Source organism: Testudinibacter aquarius (assembly GCF_004342725.1).
Lineage (GTDB): Bacteria > Pseudomonadota > Gammaproteobacteria > Enterobacterales > Pasteurellaceae > Chelonobacter > Chelonobacter aquarius.
Map to the genome: position 1 here is coordinate 41543 of NZ_SMCP01000001.1, position 17561 is coordinate 59103.

A 17561-nucleotide genomic window follows, 5' to 3' on the forward strand; every position below is an offset into this window, starting at 1 on the left:
TTTTTATATTATACGCCTCACCCTTATGGCACAGCCAACGCTTCCTGTTGCAAGTGTTTTATATGTCGGTTGATTTCTGACATCACACTGAATTTTTTAAGATTTTTCACTTTGGGTAACACAATTTTGCCTTGCTGAAATTCAAACAGACCGATGCCTTGAATAAAAAAAGTACCGGAAAACAGAATTTTGACGTAACGGGCGATTTGAAAAGGATTGTAGCGTTGAAATACTCTGACTTGCATAATATCTCCTACGGATTTTGCTAGTTTATTTTCTTATTGTTTTGTATCTGGTTGTTTTGCATTCTGCACTACGTTGGACTACTAAAATGAACGTTGGTTCATTTTTTATTTTATACAAAAAGAGCGGTTTAATCTCATCGATTAACCGCTCTTTTGAAGTGGATCACACTATTTTAACATAATGTTATTACAACGATTACTTCCCGGCACGACGCGTTTTGACCGCACTTGCCAGATCGCGTAAAACCTGCTCACTATCCGCCCAACCCAGGCAGCTGTCGGTAATACTTTGCCCGTAAACCAGTTCTTTACCAACGGCTAAATCTTGGCGTCCTTCCACCAAATGGCTTTCAATCATCACTCCGAAAATTTGTGTTGAACCGTTGGCAATTTGTCGGCAAACATCGGCAGAAACATCCAGCTGTTCTTTGAATTTTTTGTGGCTGTTGGCGTGGCTGAAATCGACCATCACATGCGCTTTTTTGCCGACTTTGGCTAACGCAGCGCACACTTTTGCCACGGATTCAGCGTCATAGTTGGTATTATTATCACCACCACGCAGAATAATGTGGCAATCATCATTACCTTTGGTGGTGACAATCGCCGAGTGCCCAAATTTGGTGACCGACAAGAAATTGTGCGGTGCTTCCGCCGCCCCAATTGCATCCAACGCCACCCGCACACTGCCGTTGGTCGCATTTTTGAAACCAACACCACAAGACAAGCCGGAAGCCAGTTCACGGTGTACTTGCGATTCGGTGGTACGCGCACCGATTGCGCCCCAGCTCATAAAATCTGCCACATATTGCGGCGTGATCATATCCAGAAATTCGCCCGCCGCCGGCACGCCCAGATCATTGATATCCGACAACACCTTGCGTCCAATCCGTAAACCGTCATTAATTTGGTAGCTGTCGTTTAGATATGGATCATTAATCAAACCTTTCCAGCCGACGGTGGTACGCGGTTTTTCAAAATAGACCCGCATGATAATTTCCAATTCGCCAGCCAATTCAGCACGCATTTGCTTAATTTTTTCCGCATATTCCAAGGCCGCTTGCGGATCATGAATCGAACACGGTCCGATCACCACCAATAAGCGATCATCATTGCCGTGAATAATCTCATGTGCTTTTTTACGGGTTGATTCTACGGTTTTCACCGCAATATCACTAGCGGGATATTTTTCCAATAATGCTACCGGCGGCAACAACTGTTGAATATTGGCAATGCGTAAGTCGTCGTTCTGATACATCGTGTTGGTTCCTAATTGTAAACAATAAAATAGTAGTTAATATATTGATTAATCTCGTAATATTTTAAATTTTGGTTGTAGGGACGGGTTGTATATCCGCCCGAACCGCACTTTACATTTTTTCTTTATTAATTAAGTACTTATACCGCACTTCGCAAACGGGCGGATGCAATCCGCCCCTACTTTGCCTCATCAAATATATTTGTCAATAATCTGGGGTGGATATACAATCCGCCTCTACACTACTTCACCAAATTATCAATAAATTAAAAATCTGGTCGTGAGTGTAACACTTATTCTTGTACTAGTAAACTAGTTCATTAATACATTTTATCAATAACTGCTCAATACTTTTGCCGGCTGTAATTTTGCCGCCCGTGCCGCCGGGTACAGACTGGCGAGCAGACTTAAAATCAGCGCTGACAACAAAACCAACCCAACATCCGCCCAATGCAATTCGCTCGGCAGAAAATCAACGAAATAAATACCGTCGGATAAAATTTGGGTTTGCAGCAGGGCTTCAATCCCCTTAATTATCGCCGTCAGATTCAGCGCCAACAGTACCCCGAGCACAATCCCGATCAGACAGCCTTTCATACCCGACAACAAGCCATAACTGATAAAAATACGACGGATAAAGCCGTTGTTAGCACCCAGAGTACGCATAATCGCAATATCGCCCTGCTTGTCTTTCACCGCCATAATCAACGTAGACACAATATTAAAACACGCCACACCGATCACCAGCACCATGGCAATATACATCACACTGCGGATCATTTGAATATCACGGTACATATAGCCGAATTTACCAAGCCAACTGGTGGCGGTCAGTTGCTGCGGATAATCAATCAGACTGCTGTAATCCATTTGATTAACCTGAAACGGATCGTGCAGCGCAATTTCAATTCCGCTTGCCTGTTGTGCCGTCATGCCTAAATAGGCTCGCGCGGTTTCAATCGGCAGTAAAGCAAAGCTGTGATCCAGTTGTCCGTCTAGGCGCAAAATGCCGCTGATTGGCAAGCGAAGTCGCTTTGGCTGGCTGTTCGCCATATTATCGCTGACCTGTGAAAGCAACAACGACACACTATCGCCAACCTTCACATCCAATTCGCGCGCAATGCCTGCACCGAGAATTAAACCGGATTGTGCACCAAACGCCGCCCAACGGTTATCCTGCACAAACTGTCCCATCACGCTCACGCCATCTTGCAGGGTTTTATCCACCCCACGCAATTGCGCCACTTTCAAACGGCTGCCGTTTTCAATCAAAGCGGTGAAACTGACATAAGGCGCAATCCCTTTGACAATGGGCTGCGATTGCAAACGTTGTGCCAAACTCTGCCAGTCTTGAATTTCGCTCGGCTGAGCCGTCGCTTGATAGGCATTGATTTCAATATTCGGCACCACCGCCAACACCCGTTGGCGTAGCTCACGCTCAAAACCGTTCATGGCGCTTAAGCCGATGATCAGCACAGCCACGCCCAGCGCAATGCCAAGCGTGGAAAAAGCCGAAATCAGGCTGACTAAGCGGTTGTTTTGTTTGCTACGCTGATAACGCCAGGCAATAAAAAACGGAGTATTCATGCTGCGCTATCCTTAGGCTACGTCGGCACGCAACACGCCGTCTTGCATCACCATGCGGCGCGACAGTTTGTTGGCAAGATTCATATCGTGGGTCACCAATAAAAAACCGATCTGTTGTTCTTGATTCAGTTGTTGGATCAGCTCAAAAATGCTTTCGGTGGTTTTGCGATCCAGATTGCCGGTCGGCTCATCGGCAAGCACCAACGCCGGACGGTTCACCAACGCACGCGCAATCGCCACCCGCTGCCGTTCACCGCCGGACAATGCCGACGGGCGGTGTAAAGTGCGGTGCGACAGCCCGACCGCACTGAGCATCTGTTCGGCGCGATCTTTGGCTTCGTTCTTATTCTGTTTGCCGATCAGCAACGGCATCATCACGTTCTCAAGTGCGGTAAAATCCGCCATTAAATGATGAAATTGATAGACAAAGCCTAAATAACGGTTGCGCAATTCCGCCAGCTTATTGGCAGAAAGCGCAAACACGTTTGCGCCGTTCAGCAGCACCTCACCGCTGTCAGCACGATCTAAACCGCCTAACAAATGCAACAGCGTGCTCTTGCCCGATCCGGAACTGCCGACAATCGCCACCAATTCGCTGTGCTGCATTGAAAAATTGACATTTTTCAGCACCTGTGTTGTGTTATCGCCCTCTTGGTAAGACTTATTCAAGGCGTGGCACGCCAAAAGTGCGGTTTGCGAAATTTCGTTCATAATGTCTCTCAATTATTCGTAGCGTAGCGCATCGGCTGGCTCAATTTTGGCTGCACGATAAGCCGGATAAAGGGTGGACAGCAAGGTTAAACCTAAGGTGGCGATCACAATCAGCATCAGCTGCGTGCCGTCAAACAACACCGGCAAGGCAACCGCACCTGGGTTAAATACGCCGATAATCGGGTTGATAAATTCCGCCAGCAACAAACCCAAGCCGCAGCCCAGCAAAGTACCAATCACGCCGACCAGCAAACCCTGAAAAATAAAAATCTGCATCACCTGGCGTTTTTTCATGCCTTGGGTTTGCAAAATCGCAATTTCGCCCTGTTTATCCAGCACCATTAAGCTCAGCGAAGTGACGATATTGGCAATCGCCACCACGATAATCAGCCCGATCAGCAAGCCCATCATATTTTTTTCCATCGCCACCGCTTGGAAAAATTCACCTTTCTGTTCACGCCAATCGGCGATTTTCCATTCGCTCGCAGGGAAATAGTCTGGTAGTTCAGTAATTTTAAACGGATCATCGAGCAACAAGCGCACACCCTGCACTTCCTCTGGCGGAATGCGCAACAAACGCCCAACATCTTGCAGATTGGCATACACTTGGCGTTGATCGCTGCTGCTGTCCCCGTGGAGAACCGCAGCAACTGTGAATAAGCGCTGCACCGGCACGCGCCCGAACGGAGTATATTGACTGTTCGCCGCCAACATCACCCGCACTTTGTCACCGACTTGCAGCTTGAGCTCGTTTGCCACCGCCGCACCGATCAAAATATGATAATCACTCGGTGCAAGCAGTTGCGGCAAATCCAATTCGTCCCATGCCAAAGCCGGATCGTCCGCCACATCAGTCACGCCGATAATCCGCGCTGCGCCAATGCCGGTTGTGCTTTGTAAAATCACATCGCTGTTGTTGATCCCGACCGCACTTTGCACAAACGGTGGCAATGGTTGGCGTAATTTAAAATCCGCCGCCAAGTTGCCGTCCAATGGTTGAATCACCGCATGCGGCAAGGTGCTGAGCACGTTGTCTTTTTGCTGTTGCTGCAAGCCGTTCATCACCGACAGCACAATCACCAGCGCCATCACGCCCAGTACAATGCCAATGCTGCCAAGCCAGGTGACCACGCGTCCGAAACGATCCGCACTTTTGGATCGCCAATAACGCCATGCGATAAACAGCGGCACGGAACTGAATTTTACCATCGCTTATTTCAAGCTCGCGGCAAATTGTTCAATATTATCGCGCACTTTACCGACCAGGATTTCAACCGCGGAATCCGCCGCCCAGGCGATATGCGGCGTCACCAACAGATTTGGCAATATTTTTGCCGCCTCCATCACCACATTGCCTTTTTCCGGCGGCTCTTTGATCATCACATCAATCGCCGCACCGCCAAGCTGACCGCTCTTTAACGCCGCTACTAGCGCATTTTCATCGACCAACGGCCCCCGCCCAGTGTTGATAAGAAATGCACCTTTTTTCATCAACGCCAAGGTTTCCGTATTGATTAAATTTTGTGTGGTTGGGGTCAGTGGGCAATGTAGTGTCACAAAATCCGCTTGCGCCAATACCTCGTCAAACGGCGTATAACCTTCGCGGCAGGTGGTCGCATCTTTGTGTTCGGCATATAGCACTTTCATACCGACCACACTTGCCAAACGCCCGACTTCACTGCCGAGGTTGCCTTTGCCGAAGATGCCGATCACCGAGTTGCGCACGTCAGTTAGCGGATAATCAAAGTAACAAAATTGTTTATTGTCGACCCAACGATCCGTGAGTTGATCGCGATACCAACCCATTAAGCTGTGTTTGAGGGCAAAAATCATGCCGATCACATGTTCCGGCACACACACCGACGAATAGCCGGCAACGTTTTTGACGGTAATCTCCAGCGCTTTGGCGGCGTCTAAATCGACATTATTGGTGCCGGTGGCAGTGACGGCAATCAGTTTTAGCTTGGGCAATTGCTGCATCAAGGTTTTGTCGATCACCACTTTATTGGTCACGGCAACATCGGCGTCCTGCAAACGTTGCAACGTTTGCTGCGGATCGGTCGCCTCATAAGCGATCCACTGATGTTCAATATTCGGACGCGGAATCGGAATGTGTTTCGGTAAAGAACTGCTATCTAAATGTACAATTTTTAACATAGGTCACTCACTGGGTTAAAACGCTAGCGTATTGAAAGATTCAATACGTCAAACAACGGCAACAGGCTGCTAGTGAATCGAATATTCCTGCACCATGCCGCCAAGTAATTGATCACGCAATAAATCGGAAGTCGGATCGTCCGGGCATTGCTCGATAAAATAATCGAAATCTGCCAACGCTGCGTGGTAACAATCCATGCTTGCCAACACCAAACCACGATCACGAATCTCGTATGGGTTATTCGGTTGACGGCGCAGACACCACTCGATCAGCCGTAATGCCTCGCTGCCACGCCCTTCACGAATTAAAGCATTTTTCAAATTTTGTACAAAATGTTCCTGTAAAATGTCGGGATCTGCCACCGCCAAATCCTCATTGTCGGGGTACAACCCGAAACCGACATAGCCTTCAATCCACTTATCCAAAGTGTCGTGAAAAAGATATTCCCCGTCCCAAGGATTAATAAAGGCCGTTTCATTGTTCACATCGGCGCGTAGCAGCACTTGTGTCGGAAAATTCACCGGAAACACCGGTAAGTTCAAGCTCTCCGCCAAATATAAAACCAACGCACTCAAGCTAGAAGCCGTGCCGCTTTGTTTCTCTAACAATTGATCAATCAGCATTGCATCGGCGGCAAAGTGATTATTGGGATTGCAGTGAAATCCCCATTCACCATACACCAATTGCAAGAGTTGATGAATTTGCATTTTAGGATCTTGGGTTTTATCAATCATTAAATGAACTTTTCGCACCATATGTCCCAAGCGCCCCCAAATACTGCTGCTTTTCGGGTTTTCATTCACCACCTTATAAAGCTCGACCATTCTCACCATCAAGGCTTTTTGTAAGGTTCGCTCTTCCTCATCCAGTATTATCATTTCTGTTCCTATTTGATAGCACTACACCAATTGCGCCAAAGTCACTCGGTCATTATCAGCGTAATCTTTCACGGTTTCAACCTGTTGCCAAGCGTTTTTTGTAAATAACGACCGCACTTGTTGCCCTTGCTGCCAACCGTGTTCCAGCAACAACCAACCACCGGAGCGTAAATAGGGTTTCGCTTGTTGAATAATCTGATTTAAATCCGCTAATCCTTGCTGCTCGGCGACCAACGCCGTCAGCGGTTCAAAGCGTGCATCGCCTCGTGCCAAGTGCGGATCGGCTTGATCAATATACGGCGGATTGCTGACAATCATATCAAACTGCGATTCCGGCGCGAGTTCAGTGAACCAATCACTAACCAAAAATGTGACATTTTCAATACCGTTCAACTGTTGATTCTCTTTTGCCAGCTCAACAGCTTGTGGAATTTTATCCAACCCTGTCACATGAATATTGCAATGCGAGCTAAATTTCTGCTGCAATGTTTTTGCCAGTGCCAAAGCGATTGCACCAGTGCCCGTGCCTAAATCCAAAATACGATACGTTTTGACTGTAGGTTGTGCTATCTGTTCAGCGGCAAGTTCCAAGGCTTTCTCCACCAATATTTCAGTATCAGGACGTGGAATCAAGGTGTGTTCCGAGACTTTTAGCGTTAAATTCCAAAACTCCCTTTCACCTAAAATATACGCCATCGGCTCACCTTGTAAACGCCGTAATAAAAGTGCGGTCAATTGCTGAATTTCAACCCCACTTAACAGGGTTTCTCCAAATGCCAATATAAAGGAGCGACTTTTTCCGCTGAGATGTTGCAGTAACATCAGCGCTTCTAATTTGGCACAATCCTGTTGTTGCAATAATCGCCGCGCAAAAGCCAACCATTGATCATAGCTTAGTGGAGCAAGATCCAATACGTCAAATCGCTCGCAAACCAACAGCAAATCATCACTGAAGGTTATTCCTATCTCCGATAAACTACGAGTGAAATAGTCTTGGTGCACTCGATACCAAGTGGCGTAATCCCCTTCGCCTTCAGCTAACGCAAAAACTTCGGAAACTTGATTCATCGGAAGTTCTTCCACAGAAGATAACTTAATAATGGCTCCCGGCTGCTGCCGACTATCCAAAATAATCTTAAATTCTCCAGCGCTAGGAAGCGGATCTTGATCATGAAGATAACTGGCTTTGGCAGCACAAGTCGCTGTCTTCTGTCCGGCAAGCACTAATGCTAAAAGATAATCGGCATACTCTTCGGCAAATGCCCAACTCTCCGCTTCTGCAACAATATTATTCCGTTGGCAATACTGTTGCCAATATGTTTGGATTTGCTTGTTTTTCATCATATTATCCATTCAACTTTGTTAGTAATACTTATTACCGCTCCAAAAATAGGCGGATATAAAACCCGCTGTAGACTGCTGACGAAGCTTAAAACGCGCGATATTTAGTGTAAAAAATAGGCGGATTAAATATCCGCCCGAACTGTATTTTGCATTTTTCCCTTATTGATTAAATGCTTATACTGCACTTCGCAAACGGGCGGATAGTTAATCCGCCCTTATGCTACCACTAACTTTGTTCCGACAATGCTGCCAGTTGATCCGCTTGATATTCGGTGATAATCGGTTGAATCAATTCTTCCATTTTGCCGTTCATCACTTCGTCCAGACGGTACAGTGTCAGGTTGATGCGGTGATCGGTCACCCGCCCTTGCGGATAGTTGTAAGTGCGGATTTTGTCGGAACGATCGCCGCTGCCCAACAGATCACGTCGCGTGCTGGAGACTTCTGCCGCACGGCGTTCTTCTTCCGCCTTAACAATCCGCGCCGCCAACACCGACATCGCTTTGGCTTTGTTTTTATGTTGCGAACGTTCGTCCTGACACTCAACCACAATGCCGGTCGGTAAGTGGGTGATCCGCACCGCAGAATCGGTGGTGTTAACGTGCTGTCCGCCCGCACCGGAAGAGCGGTAGGTATCAATTTTTAGATCCGACGGATTGATTTCCGGCAATTCCGACTCCGGCAGTTCCGGCATCACTGCCACGGTACAAGCCGAAGTATGAATCCGCCCCTGCGATTCGGTTTTCGGCACACGCTGCACCCGATGTCCGCCCGACTCGAATTTCAATTGCCCATAAACCGCATCACCGCTGATTTTCATGATCATCTCTTTATAGCCACCCTGCTCACTCTCGTTGGCGCTGAGCACTTCCACCCGCCAGCGCTTCATCTCGGCATAACGGCTGTACATTCGGAATAGATCGCCGCTGAAAATACCGGCTTCATCACCACCGGTTCCGGCGCGAATCTCCAGAAAACAGTTGTATTCGTCATTTGGATCTTTGGGCAACAACAATACTTGCAGTTGCTGTTCCAGTTGTTCAATTTCGTTTCTGGATTCGTCGATCTCTTCCAACGCCATTTCGCGCATACTTGGATCATCCAACAGCGTTTGTGCTTCTTCCAGATTAAGCTGCAAGCGGCGCCACTTGCCAAAACACTGCACCACATCTTCCAATTGGGCATACTCTTTTGAATAGGCGCGAAATTTATCTTGATCGTTAATCACGCTCGGATCGCCGAGCAACGCTTGCAACTCTTCGTAGCGCTCTTGTAAATTTTCCAATTTAGTAATAATTGACGGTTTCATTGGATTCCCTTGTTTGAAGCTATCGGTATAAGAATAAAAAATTTTGGCTATTCTAGCTGAAATTTATGCGTAATGTTGCTGAAAATACGCTAATTTTGCGATCAGATGCTAATTTTCGCGATCTTCCACAGCGGATTCGATGCCAAGTGCGGTTGAAAATTGCTGCAATCCTTGACTATCGCCGGATTTTACCAATTTTTGAATCGCCTGTGTCGGCGCATGCAGCAGACGGTTGGTCAATTTGTAGCTCAACTCCTGTAACACCGTCTCTTGATCTTGCCCTTGTTGCAGCGCCGACAAAGCTTTGCTCAGCAACTCCTGACGAGTTTGTTCTGCCTGATCACGATATTTTCGGATTAAGTTGGACGACTGATACAGTTTCAACCATTGGAAAAAAGCCTTGCTTTCTTGCTGAATAATCTGTTCTGCTTGTTCGGACGCTTTTTGCCGTTGTGCCAGATTATGCCGGATAATGTGTTGCAGATCGTCCACGCTGTAGTGGTAGACTGAATCAATTTCCGAAACCTGCTGTTCCACATCGCGCGGCACGGCAATATCAATGATCAACATCGAGCGGTTTTTGCGTTGTTTTTGTGCAGCTTTCACCATCGCAGCAGAAATCAATGGAGTATCGCTGGCGGTGGAAGTGATCACAATATCGGCCCGATTCAAACCTTGCTGCAACTGATCTAACAATAACAGTTCCATTGTGCCAACCCGCTCACTCAATTGCTGCGCACGGCTCAACGTGCGGTTGGCGATAATAATTTTCTCTGCCCCTTGCTGAAACAGATAACGGCTGACCAATTCAATGGTCTCCCCGGCACCGACCAATAAAATTGTCAAGGGTTGCAACGAGTCAAAAATCTGCTTGGCAAGGCTGGTCGCTGCATACGCCACCGAGACCGCACTTCCGCCGATGTCGGTTTCGCTGCGCACTCGTTTGGCGGTGGCAAAGGTTTTTTGAAATAGCCGTGAAAATTCAGCGCTTAGATTTTGCTGATACAAGCTTTCGCTAGCTTGGTATGCCTGTTTGACCTGACCCAAAATTTGCGGTTCGCCCAAAATCAACGAATCCAAGCCACACGCCACACGCATTAAGTGTTGGGTCGCGGCAGAATTTTGTGACAAATACAGATTGTCTCTCACTTGCTCTGCCGATAAACCGTGAAAATCAACAAACCACTGCACGATATGTTCAATCCAACGACTATTTTGTTCGTCAGCTTCAAGTGGCGAAATATGGCGGTTGTGCAGATAAAGCTCGGTACGGTTGCAGGTTGAAAGAATCACCGCACTTTCTGCCAGTTCACTTTGCTGGATTTGCTGCAAGGCAGAAAGCCGCTTTTCATCACTGAAAGCGACTTTTTCCCGCAACTCGACCGATGCGGTTTTGTGGTTGATACCGAGCGCCAAAATTGCCATAGAGGTGCGATTATTGTGAAAAGGACTACCTAATTTAAGGTATCTCTTCATAACTCCTTGAGATAAAACAAAATCGTCGCCACTGACCTCAAGGTAAGGACGACGAAAAACAGATTGGCATTTTAATAAATTGTTATAGATTGAGCAAATCTAATCAGGCTTTATTTTGATTCAACCCCGCTTTTTAACCTATTACTGCAATCAGAAGGTATTTTCTGCCTGCCAACCGCCACCGATCGCTTTGTATAAATTCAGCAGGTTTTGCCCTGCTGCTAAACGTGCATTTAACAGATTCTGTTGATAATCCAATGCGGTTAATCGAGTTTGCAAGGCGACATCGAGGGTTTTATCGCCATACTGAAACAGTTTTTGCGTATCTTGTGCCTGTTTTGTGGCTTTTTGAACCGCGCGGTTTAACTGGCGGATTTGCTGATCTAGCGCAAATTGTGCCTGATAGCTGCTGTCAACCTCCGCCAATGCCTGCAAAATCGACTGGTCATATTGCAAAAGTGCGGTCTGCAAGCGTGCATCCGCCGCTTGAATATTGGCGGCAATCCGCCCGGCGGTAAAAATCGGCAGTTGTACACCAATACTACCCAAGCCGCCCCAACCCTTTAACGGCGGCAAATCACCACCCAGTTCTATACGCCCGGTTTGCCATAAAAATTGGATATCAAACCGCGGCAGCAAATCGGCTTTGGCACTTGCCAATTTAGCAGCATACGCTTGCACTGCCGCTGCATTAGCACGAATATCCGGACGTTGTGTTAACAAACTGCCCGGTTGCTGTCCTTGCGGCGGCTGCGGCAAATGTTGCAACAAATTGGCTTGCTGCATCTGTTTGGCATTCAGTTTAAAACCTTGCGGTACTTGTCCGATTAGCACCGCAATACTGCGCTGATAAGCATCAAACTGCGCCTGCAAACCGGTCTGTTGCGCTTGCAACGCCTCGATTTTAGCCGCAATTTCATTCAATTCATAAGCAGTAACCTGGCCTGCCGCAAAACGCCCTTTAAGATAACGTTGCAGCTGCTGCAATGTTTGCAAAGAGCGGTTCAGTATCTGCCGTTGCTGCAAAACCGTTTGTGCGCGTAAATAGTTATCGCCAATTTCGCTCGCCACCAACATTTGCGTACCGTAAACCCGCTCCTGCGCTCCCATTTCGGCATATTTGGCGGCATCGGCATCGCTGCGTTTTTGCCCGAAAATATCCGGTTCCCAAGAGGCGACGGCGCCCCCGACAATCGCATGTCCTTTAGCCGATAGATCATGATTACCCACGACTTGCTGTGCCGCTGACGACAGATTATTGTCAATCTCCAACCGTTGCCCACCCAAGCTGCCACTGATACCCACCTGTGGTGCCAATTCTGCGCCGGCTAAACTAGAAATCGCACGCGCTTCTTGCAAACGACTTTGTGCGATGGCTAACTCCAAATTTTGCCGCAGCGCTTGTTCGATCAAAGCACTTAATTGCGGGTCACGCCACTGTTGCCACCAATGGCTGATTTGTTGGTTGCCTTGTGCCGCTGCCGTCTGTTGGTATTGTTGTGGCAGATTGATTTTCGAATCCAGCGCCACTTCAGTGTGACTACAAGCTGTTAATAACAACGAAAGTGCGGTTAACATCCAATAACGCTTTTGCATAATCTGAGTCCTTGTTATTTGGTGCGGTTAATTCTGTTTTGCCAACATCGAACGGAAGCGTTTGATCGCAATACTGATAAAAATTGCGCCCAAAATCACCATAATCACAATTCGATGCCAAATGATTTCCCAGCCTGCACCGCGAAACAACACGTCTTGGCTGATCGCTACAAATTGGGTTAAAGGCGAAAACTGCATAATATTTTGTACCATCGGTGGCATATTTTCGATCGGTGACGGTCCACCGGACAGCAGGTACAACACAATATAGACCGGTAAACACAGTAGACTAAACTGCGGCATAGTCGGTGCCTGCGTTGCCAGAAACAGCCCTAGTCCCGCCATGGAAAACAGATAGATCCATTCACTCAAAGCAAACAACCACAGCGAACCGTTTATCGGTGCACCAATCCATTTGTGCACCACAAAATACAACGACAGCATTGCGGCAACCAGAATCACCAAACTATTGGCTAAAATCTTTGAAAACGCAATTTCACTGGCGCTGACCGGCATCACCAGCAAATGTTCAATTGTGCCGTGTTCCCGTTCACGAATCACCGCTGCGCCGACTAAAATCAGCGCCAACAAACTGGAATTACCGATAATTTGAGTTATCGGCATAAACCATTCGGTCAGCAGGTTACTGTTAAACAGCACGTTGATCACCGGTTCCAGCGGCAACTGTTGCTGACCGGGCGCTTGGGTCAAAAATTGATTGACTTGACGATTGATAATCTGCCCCAAATAATTTGCGCCAACGCCTGCTTGTGTCATTGCGGTGGCATCGACCAGCAGCTGCAATTGCGGTTGCTTGCCCGCCAGCAAATTTTGAGTGAAATCCGGTGGGATCGTCAGCACAAAAATATACTCGCCGTTATCCATCGATGGATCAATCTGGTTCGGTTCAATCTCCACGACCTGCTTAAAATAGGGCGGCAAAATCGCATCACGAATTTGATAGGAAAGTTCAGTATGATCTTGATCCAACACAGCAACCGAAGCATTTTTGACTTCAGTAGTGATCCCCTTGCCAATCGAATAGATCGTAAAAGTGAACATCACCACCACCAAGCCAATCAACGTGATATCCCCAAACAGGCTGCGCAGCTCTTTTAACGACAGGTAATAGACATTTTTAAGCCACTGATAGCTGTTTCGCAAAATATCTCGAGCCATCTTATTTCTCCTGCTTTTTGAGTAATAGCCCGGCAATACTCAGATATATCACAAAAAACAACAGCAACATCGCATAAAACGGCAGAAAATTGCCAAATCCCAAGCCTTTGGTAAACGCTCCCAAGCTGATTAAGTTATACCAGCTGGTCGGAAAACTCCAACCGATATAGTAACCTGCGCCACTCAGTGTTGACATTGGGTAAAGCAAGCCTGAAAAATTCAACGCCGGAACCATACTGATGATCGCAGTGGCAAAAATTGCAGCTACTTGCGACTGTACAAAGGTCGAGATCAGCAATCCAAACGCTGTTGATGCCAAAATCAACCCCAGTGCACCCAAGCTCATCGCCCAAAAAGAGCCTTTTAGCGGCACACCGATCAGCGTGGTGGTCAGCAACACCAACAAAAGATAGCTCAACATTGACAGCACCACATACGGCAGTTGTTTGCCCAACAAATACTGACGGACTGATGCCGGCGAGGCATAAAGATTGGTAATCGAGCCAATCTCCTTTTCGCGCACCACCCCAAGTGCGGTCATCATGCCCGGGATCATCATCAGTGTCAGCATAATCAAGCCCGGTGAGATCGCATTGACACTTTTGAAGGCTTGATTGTAGATAAACCGCACTTCCAGTTCCATCGGGCTGTTGATCGTAACGCCCTGCTGCCGATACAGCTGTTGTACATATTCGCCAATAATTCCCTGGCTATAACCGACAATATTTTCACCGTTAAACGGCATTGAACCATCAACATATAATCCGACTTGTGGGGTTTTCTGTTGCAGCAAATCACGCCCGAAATTTGGCAGAATCTCTATCACCAAGCGGGCACGGCCGCTGTTTAAGCGGCTGGAAATACTTTCTCTGTCGGGCAGCATTTCCACCAATTCAAAATAGCCTGATGCTGAAAATTGAGTGATCAACTCCCGGCTCTGATAACTTTTATCTTGATCCAACACTGCCAGTTTTAAGTTGCTGACATCAAACGAAATCCCCCAGCTACCTGCCAATAATAAAATTACCGGTCCAAAAATTGCAAACAGTAAACGGATCCGATCGCGCAACAGCTCTTTGCCTTCGCGCACCGCAAACGTCCAAATGATGTTGAACCAATAGCCCCAACCAAACGATAGATCCAACGGCGGCTGATCTTGTGATGCGGTGTTGGCTGATGGCTCTGTTGGATTCGTCTGCAACGCCTGCTGTGGCTGCTGTTCTTCTAAATACAGGATAAAGACCTGCTCCAATGTTGCTGCATGTTTCTGCTGTTGCAACGCTTGCGGCGTGCCAATAGCCAATACTTTGCCGCGATCCATAAACGAAATTCGATCACAGCGCTGCGCCTCATTCATAAAGTGGGTAGAGACAAAGATCGTGATCCGATCTTGGCGTGACAGTTTCAGCAAATATTGCCAAAACATATCGCGCGCTGCCGGGTCAACTCCGGAAGTCGGTTCGTCCAAAATCAGTACTTGTGGATGGTGCAGACATGCTGCCGCCAACTGCAACCGCTGTCGTACGCCAAGCGAAAGTGCGGTCGGTAGACTGTCTGCCACCTGCTCCAGCTCGAATTGCTGCAATGCCGAAGCGACTGCCGCTTCGCCCTGCTGCCCTTCCAATTGATACAGTTTGGCATGCAATACTAAGTTTTGTCGCACACTCAGCTCTTCATACAGTGAAAACGCCTGCGACATATAACCGACTTGCTTGCGAGTCTGCATATCATCGGCATTCACACTTTTGCCCAATAATTCGGCACTGCCGGAACTGGAGTCCAATAAACCGGTCAACATTTTCATGGTGGTACTTTTGCCGCAGCCATTTGAACCGAGAAAGCCAAAAATTTCGCCACGTGCAATGCTGAAACTGACATTATCCACCGCGGTAAAATCACCAAATTTTTTACTCAAACCATGGGCTTCAATCGCCGGTGGCGAGTTTGGAGCCGACTCAAAGTGCGGTATTTGCGAATCATCCCACTGTGTTTGTTTGTCTGGCGGCAGTAATTTGATATAGGCTTGCTCCAGATTTTGGCAACCGCTCTGCTGCAACACCGAACGAGTCGGCGCATGCACCAGCAACTTGCCGTCATCCATTGCCAACAGATAATCAAACTGTTCCGCTTCGTCGATATAGGCGGTTGCCACCAGCACCGTCATTCCCTCAATCTCAGTACGCAAGTCTGCCACCAACTGCCAAAATTGGCGACGTGACAGCGGATCCACACCAGTGGTCGGTTCGTCTAAGATTAGCAATTCCGGATTATGTACCAAAGCACAGCACAAACTGAGTTTTTGTTTCATACCACCGGACAGCTTGCCGGCAGCACGATCGGCGAACGGTGCCAGCCCGGTCGCATCTAATAAACGTTGAATCCGCTGCTTGCGTTGTTGTGAATTTAAGCCGAACAGTCGGGCATGAAAGTCGATATTTTCGTTGATTGAGAGTGTCGGATAGAGATTTTTGCCCAAACCTTGTGGCATAAAAGCAATTTTGCTGGAGAGTGTTTGACGATCAGATTTATTGGCTTGATCAAGCCCAAGCACTTGCACCGTGCCTTGCTGAATAATTTTGACACCGGCAATCAACGACAACAACGTTGATTTGCCGACCCCGTCCGGACCAATCAGTCCGACCGTTACCCCCTGTGGCAATATCAGCGACACCTTATCCAGCGCCAACGTTTTATCGTAGCGGTGACAAACCTGTTGTAAGTTAACTGCATTTACCGCTAAAGATTCAGAATCTGCCTGCCTCACACTGTTCTCCGTCTATATCTCGATATGGCGGTTGCTACGGTAATTTCACTTGCAATTCCGCCGGCCATTGTCCATTTGGTTCAATTAAAACATAGCCAACACCGGTCATACCGCCTTTCAAATAGGCACCATATTGTTGTGCAACCACAGTCGGAATCTGTAGTTTGATTTTAAACACCAGTTTTTCACGCTCCTCTGCGGTTTCAACATATTTTGGCGTGAATTGCGATTCGGCAGAAATATAGGTAACGGTTGCCGGCCAAACCAGATCCAAACCATCCAGCACAATGCGAGCTTCACTGTTCAATGGAATTTTGTTGACCGTTGGTCCAGGGAAAAACAAGCTCATGCTGACATCATCTACATTCAACAGACTGACGACTTTACCACCCGCAGGAATCACATTGCCGACTTCAGCCAATTTATATTCCACCCGTCCGGCTTGCGGTGCGCGCACGGCCATATCCTGATCAACCGAACCGGCTTGCGCCACCTGTGCACGAGCTTGCTGCACTGCCGCTTCCGCTTCACCTTTCGCTGCCTGGGTGGCTTGTAACGCCGCTTTTGCCGCATCACGCTGTACTTGACGTTTTTCCAGTTCTGACGCAGAAATCAAATTATCTCGCCGCATTTTTTGTGCATTGGTTAAATCCATTTCTGCCACTTTCAGTTGCTGTTGTTGCGCTTCGATTTGCGCTTGTGCCCGCTTGACCGCTTGCTCGGCTTGCATTTGCTGCGCCTGTGCTGCCGCCACTTGCGATTGCGCTATTGTGGAAGACAACTCCGCCAGCAGCGCACCTTTTTCAACCTGCTGTCCCTCTTCAACCACAATTGACTCAACCCGACCCGCATATAAACTGGCAACGTCCATCCTTGCCAGTTCCAAGCGCCCGTTAACCGAAACCACACCACTATCGTCTTGCGCTTGCTGCTGCTTAACAAACCAATACGCTGCTGCGCCCAAAAGTGCGGTCAACACGATCAAGAGAATTATTATTTTTTTCATCATAGTACCCCATATTGCAATCACGTTTTTGCGAGTAGTACAGAATATGAGAC

General features: G+C 47.7%; 14 protein-coding genes. All 14 read right to left on the reverse strand.

Translation table 11 applies throughout. The features are described from left to right. Nucleotides 1-23: 23 nt before the first annotated feature. The 14 genes from EDC16_RS00185 to EDC16_RS00250 all read right to left on the reverse strand — a co-directional run bounded on the left by EDC16_RS00185 (nt 24) and on the right by EDC16_RS00250 (nt 17508). A complete protein-coding gene (locus EDC16_RS00185; protein WP_132964201.1) occupies nt 24-245 on the reverse strand; it encodes a DUF1107 family protein in 222 nt (73 codons plus the stop codon). Nucleotides 246-441: 196 nt separating this feature from the next. Continuing rightward, nucleotides 442-1500 carry a 3-deoxy-7-phosphoheptulonate synthase AroG gene (aroG, locus tag EDC16_RS00190; RefSeq protein WP_132964203.1) on the reverse strand — a complete coding sequence of 353 codons (1059 nt, stop codon included), beginning with the start codon at nt 1498-1500 and terminating at the stop codon, nt 442-444. Nucleotides 1501-1833: 333 nt separating this feature from the next. Then, on the reverse strand, nt 1834-3087 hold the full coding sequence (lolE, locus tag EDC16_RS00195; RefSeq protein ID WP_132964205.1) for a lipoprotein-releasing ABC transporter permease subunit LolE: 1254 nt from the start codon (nt 3085-3087) through the stop codon (nt 1834-1836). Nucleotides 3088-3099: 12 nt separating this feature from the next. Then, a complete protein-coding gene (gene lolD / locus EDC16_RS00200; RefSeq protein WP_132964207.1) occupies nt 3100-3798 on the reverse strand; it encodes a lipoprotein-releasing ABC transporter ATP-binding protein LolD in 699 nt (232 codons plus the stop codon). Between the two features lie 12 nt (nt 3799-3810). Beyond that, nucleotides 3811-5007, reverse strand: a complete 1197-nt coding sequence (locus EDC16_RS00205) for a lipoprotein-releasing ABC transporter permease subunit (protein WP_132964209.1) — start codon at nt 5005-5007, stop codon at nt 3811-3813. 3 nt (nt 5008-5010) lie between these two features. Continuing rightward, nucleotides 5011-5955, reverse strand: coding sequence for a 2-hydroxyacid dehydrogenase (locus EDC16_RS00210; protein ID WP_132964211.1), 945 nt, complete (start codon nt 5953-5955; stop codon nt 5011-5013). A gap of 69 nt (nt 5956-6024) precedes the next feature. Then, nucleotides 6025-6834, reverse strand: a complete 810-nt coding sequence (locus EDC16_RS00215; protein ID WP_132964213.1) for a SirB1 family protein — start codon at nt 6832-6834, stop codon at nt 6025-6027. 21 nt (nt 6835-6855) lie between these two features. Further along, on the reverse strand, nt 6856-8187 hold the full coding sequence (gene prmC, locus EDC16_RS00220) for a peptide chain release factor N(5)-glutamine methyltransferase (RefSeq protein WP_341866873.1): 1332 nt from the start codon (nt 8185-8187) through the stop codon (nt 6856-6858). Nucleotides 8188-8404: 217 nt separating this feature from the next. Further along, nucleotides 8405-9487, reverse strand: a complete 1083-nt coding sequence (gene prfA, locus EDC16_RS00225; protein WP_132964215.1) for a peptide chain release factor 1 — start codon at nt 9485-9487, stop codon at nt 8405-8407. 108 nt (nt 9488-9595) lie between these two features. Further along, on the reverse strand, nt 9596-10912 hold the full coding sequence (gene hemA / locus EDC16_RS00230) for a glutamyl-tRNA reductase (protein WP_132964755.1): 1317 nt from the start codon (nt 10910-10912) through the stop codon (nt 9596-9598). A 201-nt stretch (nt 10913-11113) separates the two neighbouring features. Then, a complete protein-coding gene (locus EDC16_RS00235) occupies nt 11114-12559 on the reverse strand; it encodes an efflux transporter outer membrane subunit (protein ID WP_132964217.1) in 1446 nt (481 codons plus the stop codon). Nucleotides 12560-12586: 27 nt separating this feature from the next. Then, a complete protein-coding gene (locus EDC16_RS00240) occupies nt 12587-13738 on the reverse strand; it encodes an ABC-2 transporter permease (protein WP_132964219.1) in 1152 nt (383 codons plus the stop codon). A gap of 1 nt (nt 13739) precedes the next feature. Beyond that, nucleotides 13740-16502 (reverse strand): ribosome-associated ATPase/putative transporter RbbA, encoded by a 2763-nt coding sequence (gene rbbA / locus EDC16_RS00245; RefSeq protein ID WP_132964221.1) that lies wholly within the window; start codon nt 16500-16502, stop codon nt 13740-13742. 34 nt (nt 16503-16536) lie between these two features. After that, complete coding sequence (locus tag EDC16_RS00250) at nt 16537-17508, reverse strand: HlyD family secretion protein (RefSeq protein WP_132964223.1); 972 nt, start codon at nt 17506-17508, stop codon at nt 16537-16539. Nucleotides 17509-17561: the final 53 nt, after the last annotated feature.

Coding starts and splice junctions, on each gene's coding strand:
- prmC (WP_341866873.1), bottom strand. CDS start 8,187: ATGGATAATATGATGAAAAACAAGCAAATCCAAACATATTGGCAACAG.
- EDC16_RS00185 (WP_132964201.1), bottom strand. CDS start 245: ATGCAAGTCAGAGTATTTCAACGCTACAATCCTTTTCAAATCGCCCGT.
- prfA (WP_132964215.1), bottom strand. CDS start 9,487: ATGAAACCGTCAATTATTACTAAATTGGAAAATTTACAAGAGCGCTAC.
- hemA (WP_132964755.1), bottom strand. CDS start 10,912: ATGGCAATTTTGGCGCTCGGTATCAACCACAAAACCGCATCGGTCGAG.
- EDC16_RS00205 (WP_132964209.1), bottom strand. CDS start 5,007: ATGGTAAAATTCAGTTCCGTGCCGCTGTTTATCGCATGGCGTTATTGG.
- aroG (WP_132964203.1), bottom strand. CDS start 1,500: ATGTATCAGAACGACGACTTACGCATTGCCAATATTCAACAGTTGTTG.
- EDC16_RS00250 (WP_132964223.1), bottom strand. CDS start 17,508: ATGAAAAAAATAATAATTCTCTTGATCGTGTTGACCGCACTTTTGGGC.
- EDC16_RS00210 (WP_132964211.1), bottom strand. CDS start 5,955: ATGTTAAAAATTGTACATTTAGATAGCAGTTCTTTACCGAAACACATT.
- EDC16_RS00240 (WP_132964219.1), bottom strand. CDS start 13,738: ATGGCTCGAGATATTTTGCGAAACAGCTATCAGTGGCTTAAAAATGTC.
- lolE (WP_132964205.1), bottom strand. CDS start 3,087: ATGAATACTCCGTTTTTTATTGCCTGGCGTTATCAGCGTAGCAAACAA.
- EDC16_RS00215 (WP_132964213.1), bottom strand. CDS start 6,834: ATGATAATACTGGATGAGGAAGAGCGAACCTTACAAAAAGCCTTGATG.
- EDC16_RS00235 (WP_132964217.1), bottom strand. CDS start 12,559: ATGCAAAAGCGTTATTGGATGTTAACCGCACTTTCGTTGTTATTAACA.
- lolD (WP_132964207.1), bottom strand. CDS start 3,798: ATGAACGAAATTTCGCAAACCGCACTTTTGGCGTGCCACGCCTTGAAT.